At 69.9% G+C, this 17,917-nt stretch carries 18 protein-coding genes; 11 read left to right on the top strand and 7 right to left on the bottom strand.

What is annotated here, in order from left to right; translation table 11 throughout:
• From Ate02nite_RS08685 to Ate02nite_RS08695, 3 genes are read left to right on the top strand one after another with little or no spacing between them, the layout of a single operon-like run.
• A complete protein-coding gene (locus tag Ate02nite_RS08685) occupies positions 1 to 894 on the top strand; it encodes a DUF58 domain-containing protein (RefSeq protein ID WP_203801908.1) in 894 nt (297 codons plus the stop codon).
• Positions 891 to 1,856: a VWA domain-containing protein gene (locus tag Ate02nite_RS08690; RefSeq protein WP_203801910.1), complete on the top strand. Its 966-nt coding sequence runs from the start codon at positions 891 to 893 to the stop codon at positions 1,854 to 1,856. The genes Ate02nite_RS08685 and Ate02nite_RS08690 overlap by 4 nt, the downstream gene beginning before the upstream one ends.
• Positions 1,856 to 2,941, top strand: coding sequence for a VWA domain-containing protein (locus tag Ate02nite_RS08695; protein WP_203801913.1), 1,086 nt, complete (start codon positions 1,856 to 1,858; stop codon positions 2,939 to 2,941). Before Ate02nite_RS08690 ends, Ate02nite_RS08695 begins: the two co-directional genes overlap by 1 nt.
• Here Ate02nite_RS08695 and Ate02nite_RS08700 read toward each other — a convergent pair.
• The gene (locus Ate02nite_RS08700) at positions 2,896 to 4,335 is read right to left on the bottom strand and encodes a UbiD family decarboxylase (RefSeq protein WP_203801918.1); all 1,440 of its coding nucleotides are present in this window, start codon (positions 4,333 to 4,335) and stop codon (positions 2,896 to 2,898) included. The two genes, Ate02nite_RS08695 and Ate02nite_RS08700, sit on opposite strands and share 46 nt — an antisense overlap.
• 68 nt (positions 4,336 to 4,403) lie before the next feature.
• Between Ate02nite_RS08700 and Ate02nite_RS08705 the strand changes: the two genes are divergently transcribed.
• Positions 4,404 to 5,369, top strand: coding sequence for an ABC transporter substrate-binding protein (locus Ate02nite_RS08705; RefSeq protein WP_203801921.1), 966 nt, complete (start codon positions 4,404 to 4,406; stop codon positions 5,367 to 5,369).
• Here Ate02nite_RS08705 and Ate02nite_RS08710 read toward each other — a convergent pair.
• On the bottom strand, positions 5,329 to 6,519 hold the full coding sequence (locus Ate02nite_RS08710) for a putative acyl-CoA thioester hydrolase (protein WP_239147238.1): 1,191 nt from the start codon (positions 6,517 to 6,519) through the stop codon (positions 5,329 to 5,331). The two genes, Ate02nite_RS08705 and Ate02nite_RS08710, sit on opposite strands and share 41 nt — an antisense overlap.
• A 255-nt stretch (positions 6,520 to 6,774) precedes the next feature.
• On the opposite strand from Ate02nite_RS08710, the gene Ate02nite_RS08715 reads away from it, so the two are divergent.
• Complete coding sequence (locus tag Ate02nite_RS08715) at positions 6,775 to 7,017, top strand: hypothetical protein (RefSeq protein ID WP_203801926.1); 243 nt, start codon at positions 6,775 to 6,777, stop codon at positions 7,015 to 7,017.
• Here the strand turns inward: Ate02nite_RS08715 and Ate02nite_RS08720 are convergent.
• A complete protein-coding gene (locus Ate02nite_RS08720) occupies positions 7,014 to 8,009 on the bottom strand; it encodes a glycoside hydrolase family 18 protein (RefSeq protein ID WP_203801928.1) in 996 nt (331 codons plus the stop codon). The two genes, Ate02nite_RS08715 and Ate02nite_RS08720, sit on opposite strands and share 4 nt — an antisense overlap.
• A 115-nt stretch (positions 8,010 to 8,124) precedes the next feature.
• On the opposite strand from Ate02nite_RS08720, the gene Ate02nite_RS08725 reads away from it, so the two are divergent.
• Together Ate02nite_RS08725 and glmS are read left to right on the top strand one after the other, a co-directional pair.
• A complete protein-coding gene (locus tag Ate02nite_RS08725) occupies positions 8,125 to 10,281 on the top strand; it encodes a bifunctional polysaccharide deacetylase/glycosyltransferase family 2 protein (protein ID WP_203801938.1) in 2,157 nt (718 codons plus the stop codon).
• 46 nt (positions 10,282 to 10,327) lie between these two features.
• On the top strand, positions 10,328 to 12,142 hold the full coding sequence (gene glmS / locus Ate02nite_RS08730; RefSeq protein WP_203801941.1) for a glutamine--fructose-6-phosphate transaminase (isomerizing): 1,815 nt from the start codon (positions 10,328 to 10,330) through the stop codon (positions 12,140 to 12,142).
• On the opposite strand, the gene Ate02nite_RS08735 is transcribed toward glmS, so the two are convergent.
• Positions 12,129 to 12,725 (bottom strand): hypothetical protein, encoded by a 597-nt coding sequence (locus Ate02nite_RS08735; protein ID WP_203801944.1) that lies wholly within the window; start codon positions 12,723 to 12,725, stop codon positions 12,129 to 12,131. The genes glmS and Ate02nite_RS08735 overlap by 14 nt on opposite strands.
• Before the next feature lie 33 nt (positions 12,726 to 12,758).
• Positions 12,759 to 13,130, bottom strand: a complete 372-nt coding sequence (locus tag Ate02nite_RS08740; RefSeq protein ID WP_203801946.1) for a hypothetical protein — start codon at positions 13,128 to 13,130, stop codon at positions 12,759 to 12,761.
• A gap of 124 nt (positions 13,131 to 13,254) precedes the next feature.
• On the opposite strand from Ate02nite_RS08740, the gene Ate02nite_RS08745 reads away from it, so the two are divergent.
• The 3 genes from Ate02nite_RS08745 (at position 13,255) to Ate02nite_RS08755 (ending at position 14,994) form a co-directional block, all read left to right on the top strand.
• On the top strand, positions 13,255 to 13,587 hold the full coding sequence (locus Ate02nite_RS08745; RefSeq protein WP_203801948.1) for an ArsR/SmtB family transcription factor: 333 nt from the start codon (positions 13,255 to 13,257) through the stop codon (positions 13,585 to 13,587).
• Between the two features lie 166 nt (positions 13,588 to 13,753).
• Positions 13,754 to 14,440: a DsbA family oxidoreductase gene (locus Ate02nite_RS08750; protein ID WP_203801950.1), complete on the top strand. Its 687-nt coding sequence runs from the start codon at positions 13,754 to 13,756 to the stop codon at positions 14,438 to 14,440.
• Complete coding sequence (locus Ate02nite_RS08755) at positions 14,437 to 14,994, top strand: TetR/AcrR family transcriptional regulator (protein WP_203801952.1); 558 nt, start codon at positions 14,437 to 14,439, stop codon at positions 14,992 to 14,994. The genes Ate02nite_RS08750 and Ate02nite_RS08755 overlap by 4 nt, the downstream gene beginning before the upstream one ends.
• Before the next feature lie 489 nt (positions 14,995 to 15,483).
• Here Ate02nite_RS08755 and Ate02nite_RS08760 read toward each other — a convergent pair whose 3' ends face one another.
• The gene (locus Ate02nite_RS08760; protein ID WP_203801954.1) at positions 15,484 to 16,557 is read right to left on the bottom strand and encodes a DNA glycosylase AlkZ-like family protein; all 1,074 of its coding nucleotides are present in this window, start codon (positions 16,555 to 16,557) and stop codon (positions 15,484 to 15,486) included.
• Positions 16,558 to 16,566: 9 nt separating this feature from the next.
• Positions 16,567 to 17,043, bottom strand: coding sequence for a hypothetical protein (locus Ate02nite_RS08765; protein WP_203801956.1), 477 nt, complete (start codon positions 17,041 to 17,043; stop codon positions 16,567 to 16,569).
• A 65-nt stretch (positions 17,044 to 17,108) separates the two neighbouring features.
• On the opposite strand from Ate02nite_RS08765, the gene Ate02nite_RS08770 reads away from it, so the two are divergent.
• Entirely contained in the window at positions 17,109 to 17,597 is a 489-nt protein-coding gene (locus Ate02nite_RS08770; RefSeq protein WP_203801964.1) for a MarR family winged helix-turn-helix transcriptional regulator, read from the top strand.
• The last annotated feature ends 320 nt before the right edge of the window (positions 17,598 to 17,917 follow it).

The raw sequence follows: 17,917 nt of genomic DNA on the forward strand, positions 1-17,917 counted from the left end.
GTGACCACCGCCCCGGATCGCCTCCTGCGACGCCTGGAGTGGCGGCTCGGCCGCCGCCTCGACGGGCGATTGCAGGGCGCCTACCGCACGGTGTGGCACGGCACCGGCCTCGACTTCACCGACCTGCGGGTCTACACCCCCGAGGACGACGTCCGGCACATCGACTGGAACGTGACGGCCCGGGCCGACGAGCCGTACGTCCGGCTCTACACCGAAGACCGGGAGATGACCGCCTGGCTGGTGATCGACCGGTCCGCCTCGATGAAATTCGGCCAGGCCGCGGGCAAGGAGTCGACGGCCACCGAGCTGGCGATCAGCCTGGGCCGGGTGGTGTCGCAGGGCGGCAACCGGGTCGGCGCCATCCTCTTCGACAACGACCGCCACCTGGTCATCCCGCCGCGCACCGGCCGCGACCAGATCCTGCGCATCACGCACGAACTGCTGCGACCGGCCGTCGGCAAAACCAAGGACAATGGCAAGACGACCGATTTATCCAAAATGCTCAGACTGGCCGCCACTACGACCGCCCAGCGGCGCAGCCTGGTCTTCGTCATGTCCGACTTCATCGGTGACCCCGGCTGGGCGAAGCCCCTGGCGATGCTCACCCACCGGCACGAGGTGGTGGTGGTCCGGGTCGTCGACCCGGCCGAGCTCGACCTGCCCGACCTCGGCGTGATCCTGGTCGAGGACGCCGAGACCGGCGAGCAACTCCTTGTCGACACCAGCGACCCGCTGCTGCGCGGCCGGCTGTCGGCCCAGGTGGACGCCCGGGAGGCGGAGATGGCCGAGGGGATGCGGCAGGCCGGGGTGGACGCCCACCGGATCACCACCGACCAGGACCTGCTGGCCTCGCTGGTCACCATGGTCCGGCGCTCGGGGCGGGTGCGCCGGTGAGCTTCCTCTATCCGATGATCATCGCGGTGGCCGTCCTGGTCACGGCGGCCGCGGTCACGGCGTACGTGATGTTGCAGCGCCGCCGCACCGCCGCCCTGGCCGCCGCCGGTTTCGGCAGCAGCGGCCGGAAGGCGGCGGTCCGCCGCCACCTGCCCTATGCGTTGCTGCTCGCCGCGCTGCCGATCCTGCTCATCGGGCTGGCCCGGCCGCAGGCCGAGGTGGCCGTGCCCCGGGTGTCCGGCACCGTGCTGCTCGCCTTCGACATCTCGAACAGCATGAAAGCCACCGACGTGCAGCCCACCCGGCTCGCCGCGGCCCAGCAGGCGGCGGCCGGCTTCGTCGGCGAGCAGCCCGACTCGGTGGACGTCGGCGTCGTGGTCTTCGGTGAGCAGGCCCTGCTCACCCAGGCGCCGACCGACGACCACACGCTCGCGCTGGCCGCGATCAACCGGGCCGCCGCCAGCGGTGGCACCTCGCTCGGCCAGGCCATCCTGGTGGCCCTCGGCACGATCACCGGCAAGCCGGTGACACTGCCCGAGGACGGCGCGGCGGCGCCCAGCCTCGGCTACTGGCCGTCGGCGACCATCGTGGTCTTCTCCGACGGGGCCGACACCGGCGGACCGGACGCCGAGGCCGCGGCCGAGCTCGCCGCGGCGGCCGGGGTCCGCATCCAGACCGTCGGCGTGGGCACCGCCAAGGGCGGCACCGTCGAGGTGGACGGCTTCCAGCTCGCGGCCACCATGGACGAGGCCGCGCTGACCTCGATCGCCCAGGTCACCGGCGGGGCGTACCACCAGGCCGGCGACGCCGACACACTCGCCGACACCACCAAGTCGATCGACCTGCGCCTGACCACCAAGAAGGAGCCGCTCGAGCTGACCGCGCCGTTCGGGGCGGCCGCTCTGCTGCTGCTCGCGCTCGGCGCGCTGCTCGGCACTCGCTGGCACGGGAGGATCGTCTGATGTCGCTCAGCTGGCCGTGGGCGCTACTTGCGCTCCTGACCGTGCCGATCATTCTGGCGGTGCGGTGGTGGATGAACCGGCGGCGGAAACGCTCGGCGGTGGTCGTCTCCAGCGTGGCCCTGATCCGGGCCGCGATCCCCGGCCGCAGCTCGTGGCGGCGGCGGGTGCCGGTCTGGCTGTTCCTGGCCGGCCTGATCGTGCTGGCCGGCGGCCTGACCCGGCCGCAGGCAACGGTGTCGGTGCCGTCCAACAGCACCTCGATCCTGCTGGCCATCGACGTCTCCGGCTCGATGTGCAGCACCGACATCAGCCCCAACCGGCTGACCGTGGCCACCGAGGCGGCGCGCAACTTCATCAAGAAGCAGAGTGACGGCACCCAGATCGGGCTTGTCGCGTTCTCCGGGATCGCCGGTCTGCTGGTCGCGCCGACCACCGACAAGGACGCCCTGCTCGACGCGATCGACACCCTGAAGACCGCCCGGGGTACGGCGATCGGCCAGGCCATCCTGACCTCGATCGACGCGATCGCCGAGCACAACCCCAACGTGGCGGCGACCGGGGTCGACCTGGGCGACGCCGACCCCAACACGCTCGGTGACTATCAGCCGGACACCATCGTCGTGCTCACCGACGGTTCCAACACCACCGGTGTCGACCCGGAGACCGCGGCCACCCAGGCGGCGGCCCGCCGGGTGCGGGTCTTCACGATCGGCTTCGGCACCACCACGCCGGCTCCGATGGTGTGCTCGGCCAACCAGGTCAGCGGCGACTCGTTCACCGGGGGCGGCGGCTTCCAGGGCGGTGGCCGCGGGGGCGGTGGCCGTAACCAGCAGATCGACGAGGACGCGCTGCAGAACGTCGCGGACACCACCGGCGGGCGTTACTTCCGGGCCGAGGACGCCGACCAGCTCGTCGACGTCCTGGACGACCTGCCCCGCGAGATCGGCCTGCACAAGCAGAAGGTGGAGATCACCGTCTGGTTCGTGCTGGCGGCCGCGTTGCTGGTGTTCACCGGGGTGTTCCTGGCGATGTGGTGGTCTCAGCCCAGAACGCCGGCCCAGCGCGCCCGCACCTCGGCCAAGTAGGCGGGGTCGCTCTCGGCTACTCGCGGGAACGACGCCAGCCGCTCCCACGGGCGGCAGGCGTCGATCACCGCGCGGCTGTTGAACGGCGTCGCGCCCCCGGGCAGCATCGGGTCGAGCCGGCTGCCCCGGGTGCGGCGCTGCACCTCGATGTCCTCGGCCGGGTCGGTGCGGGTGGAGATCGCCCAGACCAACTGGTCCAGGTCGGCCGGGTCGATGTCGGCGTCGACCACCACGACGTACCGGTTCATGTAGGCGGCCGCCGGTAGCTGGGCGGTGAGGTGACCGACCTGGCGGGCGTGCCCGGCGTACTTCTGCTCGATCGCGACGCCGACGAACAGCCGGCCGCCGCCGGCCTCGTGCGCCCAGGCCTTCACGATGCCGGGCACTCCGGTCGACACCAACTCGTCGTGGATCATCGCGGACTTCAGCACGGTCCGCATGTACGAGTAGTCGTGCGGCGGGCGGCCGGGTGGGGCGCCGAGCAGGATCGGGTCGTCCCGGTGGTACAGCCGGGTGATCTCCAGGCACAGGTCGGCGCGGCGGGCGCCCGAGTAATAGCCGGTCCACTCGCCGAACGGGCCCTCCTCGCGGGTCAGCCCGGGCCGCAGCCAGCCCTCGACGGTCAGCTCGCTGCCGGCCGGGATGGGCAACCCGGTGTCCGGTCCGAGCACCACCGGGACGCGTTCGCCGGCCACCGCTCCGGCGTACTCCAATTCGGAGACGCCCAGCGGAACCTCCGTCCCGCCCAGCGCGAGCAGCAGCGGGTCGTGTCCGAAGGACACCGTGACCGGGGCCCGGCCGTGCCGGGCGAACCAGGCGGCGATGTGCTGGGCGCCGTGCTTGCCGGGGACCGCGGCAACCGTGGCCGACCGGCCGTCGTCCTGCACCTCCATCCGGTAGCAGCCGCCGTTGTGCACGCCGGTCTCCGGGTCGCTGGTGACGACCAGGCAGCCGGTGCCGATGAACCGGCCGCCGTCGTGCTCGTGCCAGCGCGGCACCGGGAAGTCGAGCAGGTTGATCGCCTCGCCGGTGATCTCGTTCGCCAGTAAGGGCGCGTCGGTCACCGGCCGGATCGGAAAGTCTTTCGCCGCGGCCGCCCACTGCGCCGGCTTGCCGCGCAGTGCGGCGACCAGCGACTCGTCGGTGTGGTCGGCGCCCAGGCGCAGGGTGAGCCCGAGCCGGCGGGGTGAGCCGGTGCTGCCGGTCAGCACCCGGCCGCTCGGGTAGCCGGTGATGTCGTCGAACAGCAGTGCCGGCGGTTGCGGCATCCGGTAGCTCAGCTCGGCGATCGCGCCGATTTCCAGGTCCCAGTGGGCGCCACGCACATCGCGGACGTCCCCGGCCTCGGCCAGGAAGGTGCGCAGGCTGAGAAGAGGCTCGCTTTTGTCCTTCATGGACAGTCATATTCGCATCAAATGACACGGGGTCGCGCCCTTCCGGTGTCGGGCGGAGCATCCGGCGCATGAGGATCTGGGCTGCGGTCGTGGTGGTCGCCATGCTGGCGGCGGGCTGCGCGGATAAACCGAGCAAACCGGACACAGTGCACTATGCGACCGGCTTCGGAGCGGTCGGGCGGGACTCGTTCATCTGGGTGGCCCGGGAGAAGGGTTACTTCCGCGACGCCGGCATCGAGATCGACATCCAGAAGGGCGCCGGCAACGTCCCCAACCTCACCCTGCTCAAGTCGAACCAGATCCAGTTCGCGGCCATGGACCTCTCCGGAGCCGAACTTCTGGCCGGGCAGGGTCGATTCACCGATTGGCGGGCGGTGGCGGCCATCCACCAGCAGACCCTCGTCTCGATCATGACGACCGCCGACACCGGGATCACCAAGCCGGCCGACCTTTCCGGTAAGACGATCGCGACCGCCACGGGCTCGGTGAGCGAGGTGCTCTTCCCGGCGTACGCGAAGCTGGCCGGCCTCGACCCGGCCACCGTCAAGATCCAGGGAACCCAGCCGACCGCGTTGAACGGGCTGATGGCCCAGCGCAAGGTCGATGCGATAAGCACCTTCCTGCTCAGCCGCAAGGCGCTGGAGACAGCGTCGAAGAAGCAGGTCACCGTCATGCCGTACAGCGACTATCTGAAGAACCTCTACGGCAACGTCATCGTCGCCCAGGCCGGCCTGATCGGCAGCGACCGCGACCTGGTCCAGCGATTCACCACCGCCGCGCTCAAGGGCCTGCGGTACACCCTGGACCACCCGCAGGAGGCGGCCGAGATCTTGAACAAGGCCGAGCCGACGGCCGCGATTCCCGCGGCCGTCGGAGAGATCGAGGCGATGAAGCCGTACGCCGAGCCGCTCGGGCGCCTCGACGAGAAGCGGGTCACCGACGGCCTGGCCGAGCTGGGCATCTCCACGTTGACCCCGGCCGCCGTCGCCGACTTCAGCTTCTGTTCCGGTACTCCCACAGTCGGTTGTAGTTGACGTCGTTCAGGTCGCGGCCCTCGTCGATGCGGGCCGCGAACGGACGGGCCGTGGTGGCGGCCGGCGCCCACGGGGTGACCGTGTTGTACCCCGGGCCGATCAGGCTGTCCCGGATCACCAGCTGACCGTTCGGGGTGATGCCGGGCAGGTAACCGGTGGCGCTCGCGCCCTGGTCCCAGCCCCGGCCGAGGAACCCGGTCGGCGTCTCCTGGTAGGCGGCGTCGGCGGTGATCCGCGAGTGGGTGACCAGGAAACCGTACGGGTAGTTGGGGGCGGTGTTCGGCGCGAAGACGACGCCGCCCGACGCCTTGCGCGACGAGACCAGGTGGAAGTGCGTGTCGCTGAACACCGTGGCGGCCCGGCCGAAGACGAAGTCGGTGTCGCCCTCGATGTAGCTGTCCCGCACCGACACCCGGGCGATGCTGGTGACGTTGTCGGCGTTGGCCAGGAAGGTGTCCTGCCGGGAGATCAGCCGCATGTTCTCCAGCTGGGTGCGGTCGGCGTCGGTGCGCAGGGCGAGTGCCTGGTGCGTCCCCCGGTCGACGGTGTCGAGCAGCGTGTTGGTGATGGTCAGGCCCTTGAGCTGCAGGTCGGTGCTCTGCGCCCAGACCACGGTGGCGCACAGGCCGGCGGTGGCGCTGGTCTTGGTGGCGCAGGACTGGAACATCGGCCAGGCCGGGTCGCCCTCGGCGTACCGGCCGTCGGCGTTGACCAGGGCACCCCAGGCGGCGGGCGTGATGGTGGCGTCCACGGTGAACTCGAGGCGCACGTCGGCGGGGCGGCCGAGGCCGAAGATGGTCAGCGGCGGCGAGCCGGCCGGGATGAGGACCGTGCCGGTGTAGGTGCCGGGCAGCACGCCGATCCAGCGGCGGGCGGCGCCGCCGGCCCGGTAGGCGGCGTTGACCGCCTCCTGCACGGTGGCGAAGCCGTGGCCGCCGACCAGATAGTCGGGCCGGCCGGTGGCGATCGGTCTGGGACGCCAGGGATCGGCGACCGGTGCGGCGTACAGGCCGGAGTAGCGGAAGTAGTTCTCCGCCGTGAACGGCCGGGCTTCGGTGCTGGAGAGGATCGGGCGAGTCGTCGTGCCCGGGGCGCCCCCGCCCGGCACCGCGAGCGCCACCGCCGCTGCCACCGCCATCATCTGCATCATCGCCATCTCCTCAGGAATGCGCTTACCTCAGGGGTTTTGTCGAATCATACGATCGAGCACAGTCAATAGCAGCCCCCGTTTACGACAACTACTCCGCGTCACCGTCGGATCACTTGATCATATTGGCGCAAGCGTCTGACTACGTGGCGTAACCGCTTTTGCGATCACAGAGAGTACGGAGGAACGGCAAAGGAGACTCAAAGAATCCATTCCTAATGTTGCCAAAGACGCAGATCACTTGAAAAAGGAAATATCATGATTCGTACGGCCGTCATGCCCGCCGCGGAAGTCACCCCGCAGGTTTTCGTCGACTCCACGGGTCGCCGCGGGCGCCTGTTAGCGATCGCCGGCTTCTTCGTGGCGCTCTTCGCGGCCTTCTACATCGCGGTGGTCGGCACCAGCGTGGTCCAGGCCTCCGACGCGGGCCTCAGCACCAAGGCCACCGTCTCCACGTCCGCCACGACCTCGGCTTCAGCCTCGGCCTCTTCATCTTCCTAGGGCGTGTAGTCGGCGAACAGGTCGGTGAAGGCGTACTCATCCTGGGTGATGCCGCTGCACTTGCTGCTCACCGAGCCGTCGGTGCAGTCGCCGTTGTCGCGGTTCACCGACCAGAACCGGACGTAGCCCAGCCCCTTGCCCTTGGCGTAGGTGAGCAGCGTCTTCGCGTTGGCCAGGGTGGTCGGGCCGCCGAGGCCGTTGGCGCCGATCATCGGGGTGACGCCGATCATGGCGTACACCTCGGTGTCGGACAGGTCGGACCAGACGCTCGCCACGTCCACCTTCACCGACTCGGTCACCGTGGTCAGCGCGGTGCCCCAGTCGCCGGTCCCGGTGAAGTTCATGATCATCGCGTTCACGGTGACGTCCAGGCCGGCGTCCTCGGCGCTCTGCAGCAGCGCGATCTCGGTGTCGGTGAGCCCGACCGACTCGCCGCCGACCGGCAGGGTCAGGCTGATCGCTGTCCCCCGGGCCTTCTGCACGGTGGACAGCGCCGTCATGATCGTCGCGGCGGTGACGTCCTGCTCGATGTCGATGTCGAGATAGTTGCTCCCGGCCACGTCCAGCGCCTTCTCGTAGGCGGCGGCCAACTCGGCGGCCGTGCAGACGTTCTCCAGGTAGGTGCCGGTCTCGCCGCCGGTGGACACCACGACGTCACCGCTGACCGCGGTGACCTTGGCGATCTCCGCGGCGATCGTGCTGTCGTCGATCGCCGAGGTGCCGCCCCAGGTCGGCGTGCACGTCTTGGCGCTGTCGGCCAGCACGAAGGCCGCCGTGAAATCGGCCTGCCCGGTCGCGGTGTGGATCGCGGTGATGTCGGCGGTGCCGCTCACGATGTCGATGTAGGGCGCGACCACCGGCGCGGTCACGACGGTGGCGCTCGCCGTGGCGGTCGCGGTCGCCGACGTGCCGGAGTCGGAATCGGAGTCGCCGGAGCAGCCCGCGATCGTGACGAGCAGGGCTGCCGCGGCTAGGCCGCATGTCAGGCGCACCCCCGAACTATCCCACCCCTCGCCGGGCAATTGCCGCGAACAGCTCAGAAAGGTCCCTCTCCCGCCGATAAGGGCGATGAGCCAGCGTCTGCCATCCGGGGGAAGAGGAAACTCTGTGTCCGTCGAGACGTCCGCGCCGGTACGGCGGCGCATTCCGGTGCCACGTCCGCGCTGGATCGTCCTGACCGTGGTACTCGTCCTGTTCGCGGCGATCCTCGCGGTCAACGGCCTGGTGGAGGGTGAGTTCACCCAGGACGGTGCGGCCGAGGCCACCGCCGAGGTGGCCGACGTGCCGAGCAAGGTGCTCAACGGCGGCGGCCCGGTCATCCAGACCGACGGCACCACCACGACCACGGTCAGCGTGCCGGACAACGAGATCGTGCTGACCTTCGACGACGGGCCGAGCCCGAAGTACACCCCGGAGATCCTCGACGTCCTCGCGAAGTACAACGTCCCCGGCACCTTCTTCATGATCGGCTCGGAGATCAGCCGGTACCCGGACCTGGTCGAGAAGGTGCAGGACGCCGGGCACGAGATCGGCATCCACACCTTCACCCACCCCGACCTGTCCACCAAGAACGAGTGGCGGCGCGAGGTGGAGATGCAGGAGACGCAGTTCGCGCTGGCCGGCGCGGCCGACGTCACCAGCGTCATCTTCCGGCCGCCGTACTCGTCGACGGTCAAGGCGATCGACAACAACGTCTGGTCGGTGATGACCGACATGGGCAAGCGCGGTTACCTGACCGTGGTCAACGACCTGGACAGCCGGGACTGGGAGTCCGCAGTCACCATCGACGACATCGTCACGGCGGTCACCCCGGACGACAACGCCGGCGCGATCCTGCTGTTCCACGACGGCGGCGGCAACCGGGCAAAGACCGCCACCGCGCTCGAGACGGTCATCCCGACGCTGCGGAACCTGGGCTACACGTTCACCACGGTCTCGGCGCTCACCGGCATGACCACGGTCAACCCGACCGCCTCCGGCAAGGACAAGGCACTCGGCCTCGGGCTGGTCGGCGCGGTGCAGCTGGCCACCCACGTCACGGTGCTCTTCTCGTACCTGTTGCTGCTTCTCGGGGTGTTGACCGTGGCCCGGCTGATCCTGGTGATCATCATGGGCCGCAAGCACGCCCGGCGGCGCAAGCTCGGACCGGGGTTGTGGGGCGAGCCGTACACGAAACCGGTGACCGTGCTGGTGCCCGCGTACAACGAGAAGGAGATCATCGCCGACACCCTGCGGTCGCTGGTGGCCAGCACCCACCCCATCCGGATCGTGGTGATCGACGACGGCTCGACCGACGGCACCGCGGACATCGCCGACGCCCTGGCCTATCCCAACGTCACCGTGGTGCGGCAGCCGAACAGCGGCAAATCGGCCGCGCTGAACACCGGCATCGCGCACGCCGACACCGAGGTCGTCATCATGATGGACGGCGACACGGTCTTCGAGCCGGACACCGTGCGCCTGCTGGTCCAGCCGTTCGCCACCGCCGAGGTCGGCGCGGTGGCCGGCAACGCGAAGGTGGCCAACCGCAAGGGCATGGTCGCCCTCTGGCAGCACATCGAGTACGTCGTCGGCTTCTCCATAGACCGCCGCGCGTACGACGTGATGCGCTGCATGTCGACCGTCCCCGGGGCCATCGGCGCCTTCCGCACCGAGGCCCTCAAGCAGGTCAACGGGCTCAGCGACGACACCCTGGCCGAGGACACCGACCTCACCATCGCGATCATCCGGGCCGGTTGGCGGGTCGTCTACGAGGAGCAGGCCCGGGCCTGGACCGAGGCGCCGGCAACGATGTCCCAGCTGTGGCGGCAGCGCTACCGCTGGAGTTACGGCACCATGCAGGCGATGTGGAAGCACCGCCGCACGCTGATCGAGCGCGGCACCGGCGGCAAGTTCGGCCGGCGCGGCCTGATCAACATGACCCTGTTCCAGACCCTGCTGCCGCTGCTGTCGCCGCTGATCGACGTGTTCCTGATCTACGGCCTGTTCTTCCTCGACCCGGTGCACACCGTGCTGGCCTGGCTGGCCATGCTGCTCGTGCAGCTGGTCAGCACGATCTACGCGTTCCGGCTCGACAAGGAGTCCTTGAAACCGCTGTGGCGGCTGCCGCTTCAGCAATTCGTCTATCGCCAGCTGATGTACCTCGTACTCATCCAATCGGTGTTGGCGGCGTTGGGTGGCATTCGCCTCGGCTGGCAGAAGCTGCGCCGCACCGGCGGCCTGAACGCCCTGCTCGGAAGCCGTTTGCCAACAGGAGACGCGTAGGCCGCGCACAGGAAAACCGCTGGTCAGCCTGGCTAACTTTCCCGGCATGTGCGGAATCGTGGGATATGCGGGCCGGCGGACGGCCGTGGACATCGTGGTGGACGGACTGCGGCGGCTGGAGTACCGCGGCTACGACTCGGCCGGGATAGCCGTGATCGGCGACGGCGAGCTGCTGATGGAGAAGCGGGCGGGCAAGCTCGCAAATTTGGAAAAGGCGCTGACCATCCACGCCGGCACCACGGGTATCGGGCACACCCGGTGGGCGACGCATGGCGGCCCGACCGACCGGAACGCCCACCCCCATCTGTCGGCGGACAACCGGATCGCGGTCATCCACAACGGCATCATCGAGAACTTCGCCCGGCTGCGCGCGGCGCTGGAAGCCGACGGCGTCGAGTTCGCCAGTGACACCGACACCGAGGTCGTGGCGCACCTGCTGGCCATGGAGAACGTGCCCCTGCCGGAGGCCATGCGGCGAGTCTGTCTCAAGCTCGAGGGTGCGTTCACGCTGCTCGCGGTCGCCGCCGACCAGCCCGACATGGTGGTCGGCGCCCGCCGCAACTCGCCGCTGGTGGTGGGTCGCGGTGACGGCGAGAACTTCCTCGCCAGCGACGTGACGGCCTTCATCGACCACACCCGCGAGGCGATCGAGCTCGGCCAGGACCAGGTCGTGGTGATCACTCCCTCCTCGATCGAGATCATGGATTTCGCCGGCGTGCCGACCACCGGGACCGACTTCCACATCGACTGGGACGCGGCCGCCGCCGAAAAGGGCGGCTTCGACCACTTCATGCTCAAGGAGATCGCCGACCAGCCGCAGGCCATCGCCGACACCCTGCTGGGCCGGCTGACCGAGAACGGCATCGCGCTCGACGAGGTGCGCCTGTCCGACCAGGACCTGCGCGACGTCGAGAAGGTCTTCATCGTCGCCTGCGGCACCGCGTACCACTCCGGCATGGTGGCCAAGTACGCGATCGAGCACTGGACGAGGATCCCCTGCGAGGTGGAGCTGGCCAGCGAGTTCCGGTACCGCGACCCGATCCTGGACCGGTCGACCCTGGTCATCGCGATCAGCCAGTCCGGCGAGACGATGGACACCCTGATGGCGCTCCGGCACGCGAAGCAGCAGAACGCCCGGGTGCTCGCGATCTGCAACACCAACGGCTCGACAATCCCGCGCGAGTCCGACGCGGTGCTCTACACGCACGGCGGCCCGGAGATCGCGGTCGCCTCCACCAAGGCCTTCCTGACCCAGCTGGTCGCCTGCTACCTGATGGGCCTCTACCTCGCGCAGGTGCGCGGCATCATGTACCCCGACGAGGTGGGCGCCGTCGTGCAGCAGCTCCAGCAGACCCCCGACCTGCTGCGCGGCCTGCTCGACCAGATGGACGGAGTGCGCAAGCTGTCCCGCGACCTGGCCTCGGCCCGGCAGGTGCTGTTCATCGGCCGGCACGTCGGTTACCCGGTGGCCCTCGAAGGCGCGCTCAAGCTCAAGGAACTCGCCTACATGCATGCCGAGGGTTTCGCGGCCGGCGAGCTCAAGCACGGCCCGATCGCGCTGATCGACGACGGCACCCCGGTGATCTGCGTGGTCCCGTCGTCGGCCATGCACGACAAGGTGGTCTCCAACATCCAGGAGGTGCGCGCCCGCGGCGCGCGGACCATCATCATCGCCGAGGAGGGCGACGAGTCGGTGGAGGCGTACGCCGATGACGTGATCCGGGTTCCCCGGGTGCCCACCCTGCTGGCCCCGCTGATGACCACGGTCCCGTTGCAGATCCTCGCCTGCGAGATCGCCACCGCCCGCGGTTACGACGTCGACCAGCCCCGCAACCTGGCCAAGTCGGTCACCGTCGAGTGAGGTCTGCGGCCGCGCTCTCCCACCCGCCCGGGTCGTCGCCGCTGACCCGCCGGAAGAGAGCGGCATCCGAACTGACGTCACCGCGGCGGCCGGCGTAGCGGAGCAACGTGTTGGCCGAGTGGTAGCGCACCAGGTAGGCGGGATCCCGCACCCCGTGCGCCACCGCCGCCACCAGCGCGGCCGAGGCCGGGAAGTGCGCCAGGGCCATCGCGGCGTCGAGGCGCACGAACTCCGACCCGTCATGCCGCAGCACCGTGACGACCGACTCGGCCCACGACGCGTCCCCGGTGAGGGCGTACAGCGCCTGCGCCACCCGGATCAGCAGTTCCCCGTTCGCCTCGGCCGCCACGGATCGCAGCAGCTCCTCGGCCTCGGGCGGGGCCAGGCCGGCCTGAGCCAGCTCGGCGAAGCTCGACGCGGCGAGCGGGTCACCGTCGGCCAGCCCCGCGCGCAGCATGCGGAACACGGTCTCGGGGTCGGCCCGAGCCGAGTCCACCATCACGGTGAAGTCGGGCCCGTCGTGCCAAACCATGTACGGATCCCCGAAATTGTCCTGCCGCCAGCGGCCCCACTCAGCATCCACGCCGCCGATCATCGCCCACAATGCGGGCCGGCCCTAGATCTCCAGGGCCTGCTCGATGTTGCGCAGCTGGTGCCGGGCCATCGCGAGGTTGGCCCGGTCCTTATGCAGCGCGAGGTAGAGGAACAACCCGTGGCCGGAGCGCGCGGTCAGCGGGCGAATCAGGTGGTACTGCGAGTCCAGGGTCACCAGCACGTCCTCGATCGGCTCGTTGAGGCCGAGCATCTCCATCGTGCGCAGCTTGGCCCGGATCACGTCGGTGTTGGCCGCCGCGGCGGTGATCAGGTCGAAATCCTTGCCACCGCCGACGGTCCCCAGCGCCATCCCGCTGGTGTGATCGACAAGGGCGACACCGATGGCGCCACCGATCTGCATCGCGTCCTTCAGTGCCACATCCATCTCTGCCATGCCGTCGACGATGCCGGTCCGGGGCGGCGGCGGGCCGGACACGATGTCCGTCGACTTGAAGACTTCTGCAACTACTCATCACTGCATGTGCGTAACCAATCGACCGGCCGGGCGTTGAAGGCGCATGTCGGTGCCGCTGTACCAGGCCAAGGCGGAGATGTTCCGCATGCTCGGCCATCCCGTGCGGATCCGGGTGCTGGAATTGCTGCAGGCCGGCCCGCGTCCGGTCCGTGACCTGCTGGCCGAGATCGACGTGGAACCGTCGAATCTTTCCCAGCAGCTGGCGCTGCTGCGGCGGGCCGCCATCGTGGTCAGCTTCCGGGACGGCGGCCTGGTGATGTACGCGCTGAGCACCCCGGCCGTGGCCGACCTGCTGGCCGCCGGCCGCCGCATTCTCAGTGAGGTGCTGACCGACCGGGACGGCCTGCTGGCCGAGCTGAAAAGTACTGCCGAATAGTTTCTTGGCGGTAGCGTCAAGTTCCGGGTAGCTTCTTGACCATGGAGTCAAGTACTGCTGAGCCAGAGCTCACGGCCGAGGAGCCGGAGCCGGTTCCCGTGCCTTTGATCATGCTGGAGTCGACCGACGACGCCGGCGTCTGCGCTGTTGACGGGACGTGTGACTGATGAGCGCCAGTGTGTTCGGCCGGGCCGCTGAGCCGGTGACGATCGACATCTGGAGCGACGTCGTCTGCCCGTTCTGCTACCTCGGTCACGCCCTGCTGTCCGAGGCCGTCGACCAGTTCCCGCACGGCTCAGCGGTGCAGGTCCGCTACCACAGCTTCCAGCTCAACCCGGCCTTCCCGGTCGGCGAGGCGGTCCTGGCCGACGACTATCTGGCCCGCAACTACGGCATGCCCAAGGCTCAGATCGAGGGCTCGCACGCGCAGCTGGCCGCCCGTGGCGCCCAGTCCGGCCTCGACTACCGGTTCGAGTCCACCCAGATGATCAACACGCTGGACGCGCACCGGATGATCCACCTGGCCAAGGCCCACGGCCAGGAGACCGCGATGGTCGAGCGGCTGTTCAAGGCCGAGTTCACCGACGGCCTCAACCTCGCCGACCACACCGTGCTGGCCGACCTGGCCGCGTCCGAGGGTCTCGACCGCGCCGAAGCGGCGAAGGTGCTGGAGACCGGGGCGTACGAGAAGGAGATCCGCGCCGACCTCGCGCAGGCCAAGCAGCTGGGCATCAGCGGGGTGCCGTTCTTCGTCTTCGACAACAAGCGGGCGATCTCCGGCGCGCAGCCGCTGGAGACCTTCCGCAAGGCCCTGGACGTGACCTGGCAGGACCGGGCGACGCAGCCGGCATGACACTGCGAGCCGACGCGCGGCGCAACGTCGAGGGCATCCGGCGGGCTGCCCTCGACGTCTTTCGCACCGGCGGCCTGACCACCCCGATGGACGAGGTGGCCCGGGCCGCCGGCGTCAGCAAGGGCACCATCTACCACCGGTTCGGCGGCCGACGCGGCCTGATCGACGCGGTCGTCGACGAGCTGGTGGCCGAGCGGATCCGGGCCATCGTCGACGAGGTCGAGGCGCTCGACGGGCCGCTGCCCCGGTTCGAGGCCTACCTGCGCGGCATCTGGCTGCTGCAGTTCGACGAACCGGCCGCCAACGACGTGCTGATGCGGGCCCTGCCCGATTCCAAGCCGCTGAGCATCCTGTGCGACCAGGCCTGCGAGTTCGCCCTCGGGCTGCTGCGCGACGCCCAGGCGGCCGGCGCGATCCGCCCCGATCTGACCCCGGAAGACCTGACCCACCTGATCCTCGAACGCGGCACGATCGCCCGCGCCTGCCCCCACCAGTCCCGGTCCGACTACGACCGCCGCCTCGGCTTCACCCTGCGCGGCCTGCGCCCGCTTTAGACACAGAGCCTTTACCCGTACGGGCTGCGACGCCACAACCGCAACAGCACCCGACCGCCCACACCCCGCGACCGCCGCACAACACCGGCACGTGCCGCGACTCTCGCGCAACCAGTCACCCGCCCCAACCCCAATCCAGCACTTTGCAAAGCGCCGAACAGCCTGCCGTTCGCCCTGATCAGCGGGCATGATCCGCGGCCTGCCGGGCGGCCCTGGGGGCCCGCCCGGCGTGGGGCCGGGCCCGCCCGTAGCGGGCGCGCGGAGGGTGAGTCGCACCGGCCGGGACCGAGTGCCACGGGACTGAGGCGGCGCGTACGGAAAAGGGATGTTGCGGCCGGCCTGCTCCGCCGGATCACCCAGCGGCCCCGGCGCCCAGCCTTTCGGATCTGGCCCCTCGCCCGCGTGCGAAAGGCCGGCTTATTGGAGAACGGGCAGACGCGGTCCGATGCGGCAGGCGCGGGGATGCCGGACCTTGGTCCGAAAAGGTCTCTAGGTGGTGATCGAGCCGGTTGGGTCCAGGCCCAGCCACTCGGCCAGGGACTCGATCTCTCGGGTCAGTTCGGTTTCGTCGAACGGCTCGTCCTCGTGGATGGCGTCGACGCGCAGCACGCCCGCCTTGCGGTCGGTGGTGGCGTCGAGCTTGCCGACCAGGCGGTCGCCGTCGAGGATCGGGAGCGCCCAGTAACCCCAGCGGCGCTGGGCGACCGGCTTGTACATCTCCAGCTGGTAGTCGAACTCGAAGAGGTCGACCATCCGCTTCCGGTCGTAGACCAGGCGGTCCAAGGGGGACAGCAGCGCCACCCGGCCCTCGAACGGCTGGTCCAGCTGGGCCGGGTCGACCCGCCACTTGCCGCGCACGCCCTCGATGACCGCCTCCTCGCCGGCCTCGCCGACGCCGTTCGGCTCGATCATCGTCTCGGCGGCCCGCGCCCGCGCGATGCCCAGCGCGACCAGCCGGCGCTCGTCGCGCAACCGGCGGGCCTCCTCGATCGGCACCGCCGGCACGTCCGGGTAGACCCGGTCGGCCAGGTCGAACAGCCGCTCGCCGCGCCGCCGGGAGGACACCGCGACCTCGCCGCTGGACAGCATCAACTCGAGCATCTGGATGACGTTGCGGTCGTTCGTCCAGCCCGTCGACTTCCACGGGACGACGCAGGTGTCCGGTAGCTCCCGCGCCACCGACGGCCCCTCGGCCGCCAGGCGCTGCAGGATGTCGCGGCGGCAGGCGTCGTTCGCGCGTACCCACTCCCGGGGTTGATTTCGCCGTTCTTCCATCTCGGCCCGATAGAGCGGGAGATCCGCCGCCGGGCGGATCAGGCCGCGCATTTCCAGCAGTTCCCGGGCGGTCAGCGCGTCGGTGAGGTCGGCCGGCGAATAGGCCGGGCCGAGCCGGCTCCAGGCGACCAGGTGGGCGTTGGGCGCGACCGCCGCGGTCTGGTCGTACTGCAACAGGGTCAGCCCGTGCACCAGGTCGAGCAGCCCGTCGGGCCGGGCGGCGTCGAGCAGTTGCGCCCGCACCGCGATCCGCCGTGCCTCGGCCCGGGACAGCTGATGAGCACCCACGCAATGACCCTAGTCGTGTTCGGGTTCCGCCAGGGGGTCGGCGCCGGCCAGGAAGGCGGCCACCCGGGCGTGCAGGCGGGTCGCGCCGATCGCCGCCGCCCAGCGAGCGACCTCGATGGCCAGGGCCCGGGCGCCGGCCTCGTCGCCGGTGATCGCGGCCGGGGCCTTGCCCCACGGGCCCAGCCGCAGTTCGTCCCCGGTATGCAGCAGCTGGGAATAGTCGTACTGCAAGCGGAGGAAGTCCAGCTGCCACCCGGGCTCACTGCCGCAGACCTCCAGCCGCTTGCCGGCCTGACCCGAGTCGGAGAACCACACTCCGGCCAGTGCCACCTCGGCCGCGGCCAGATCGAGCGCCGCCCGTCCCACCCGATCGGCGACGGCTGCGTCGAGCAACGCCAGCGCTCGCTCCGATCGGCCCGCGTTGGCCAGCTCCCGAGCCGCCGCCACCAGTTCGTCCACTGCGATTCCTACCCCGTTGACACTCATGGGCCGGACGGTAGTTTTTCGAAAAACTATCCACAAGAAAACCATCTCGGGAACGGGGGGCGGCCATGCGCGACTCGGTGGACCGGCACGTCGAGCTCTGGCAGCGCGAACACGACTGGCTCGACCCGCTCACCGAGGCGATCTTCGCGCGGCTGCACACCCTGACCCGGTACGCCGCACAGTACCGCCGGGAGACCCTGGCCGAGGGCGGCCTCAAGCTGTGGCAGTTCAAGATCCTGCTGACCCTGCGCCGGCTCGGCCCGCCCTACACGGCCGGCCCGTCCCGGCTCGCCGACCTGCTCGGGCTGACCCGCGGCGCGCTCTCCAACCGCCTCGTCAGCCTGGACGAGGCCGGCCTGATCACCCGCACGCACCCGGGCGGCGACCGGCGCCGGGTCGAGGTGCGGCTCACCGACGCCGGTTACGCGACGTTCGAACGGCACGCCAGCACCGAGGGCCGCAGCGAGAACCGGCTCCTCGAACCGCTGACCGTCGAGGAGCGGCAGACGCTCGCCGATCTTCTGCGCAAGCTTCTGATACACGCGGAGTCATGACGACGGTGTCCACATTGCGCCATGGCGTTGGTGCGGCAGTTTTGGGCCTTTGGAAAGCCATCCAACGTCTTCAAAATTTGAACCGCTGCCCCACCGCCGGTTGCTCGAAGGAGACCCACCATGCGGCAACTGTCTGTGCTGCGCGACGCCCCGATCGGCGTCCCAGCCGCGGCGGGGTCATCAAGGCACCCGGCCGCACCGGCCCGCGCCGCCACGCGCAGCCGCTCTGCCCAATGCCCCCAGCGGGCGGAAGCGGCCCAGCATCCAGTGCCGGTGCGGCCGGGCTCGGCGGATCCGTCATGATCCCGCTCGGTTACAAC

The organism is Paractinoplanes tereljensis (assembly GCF_016862435.1).
GTDB lineage: Bacteria > Actinomycetota > Actinomycetes > Mycobacteriales > Micromonosporaceae > Actinoplanes > Actinoplanes tereljensis.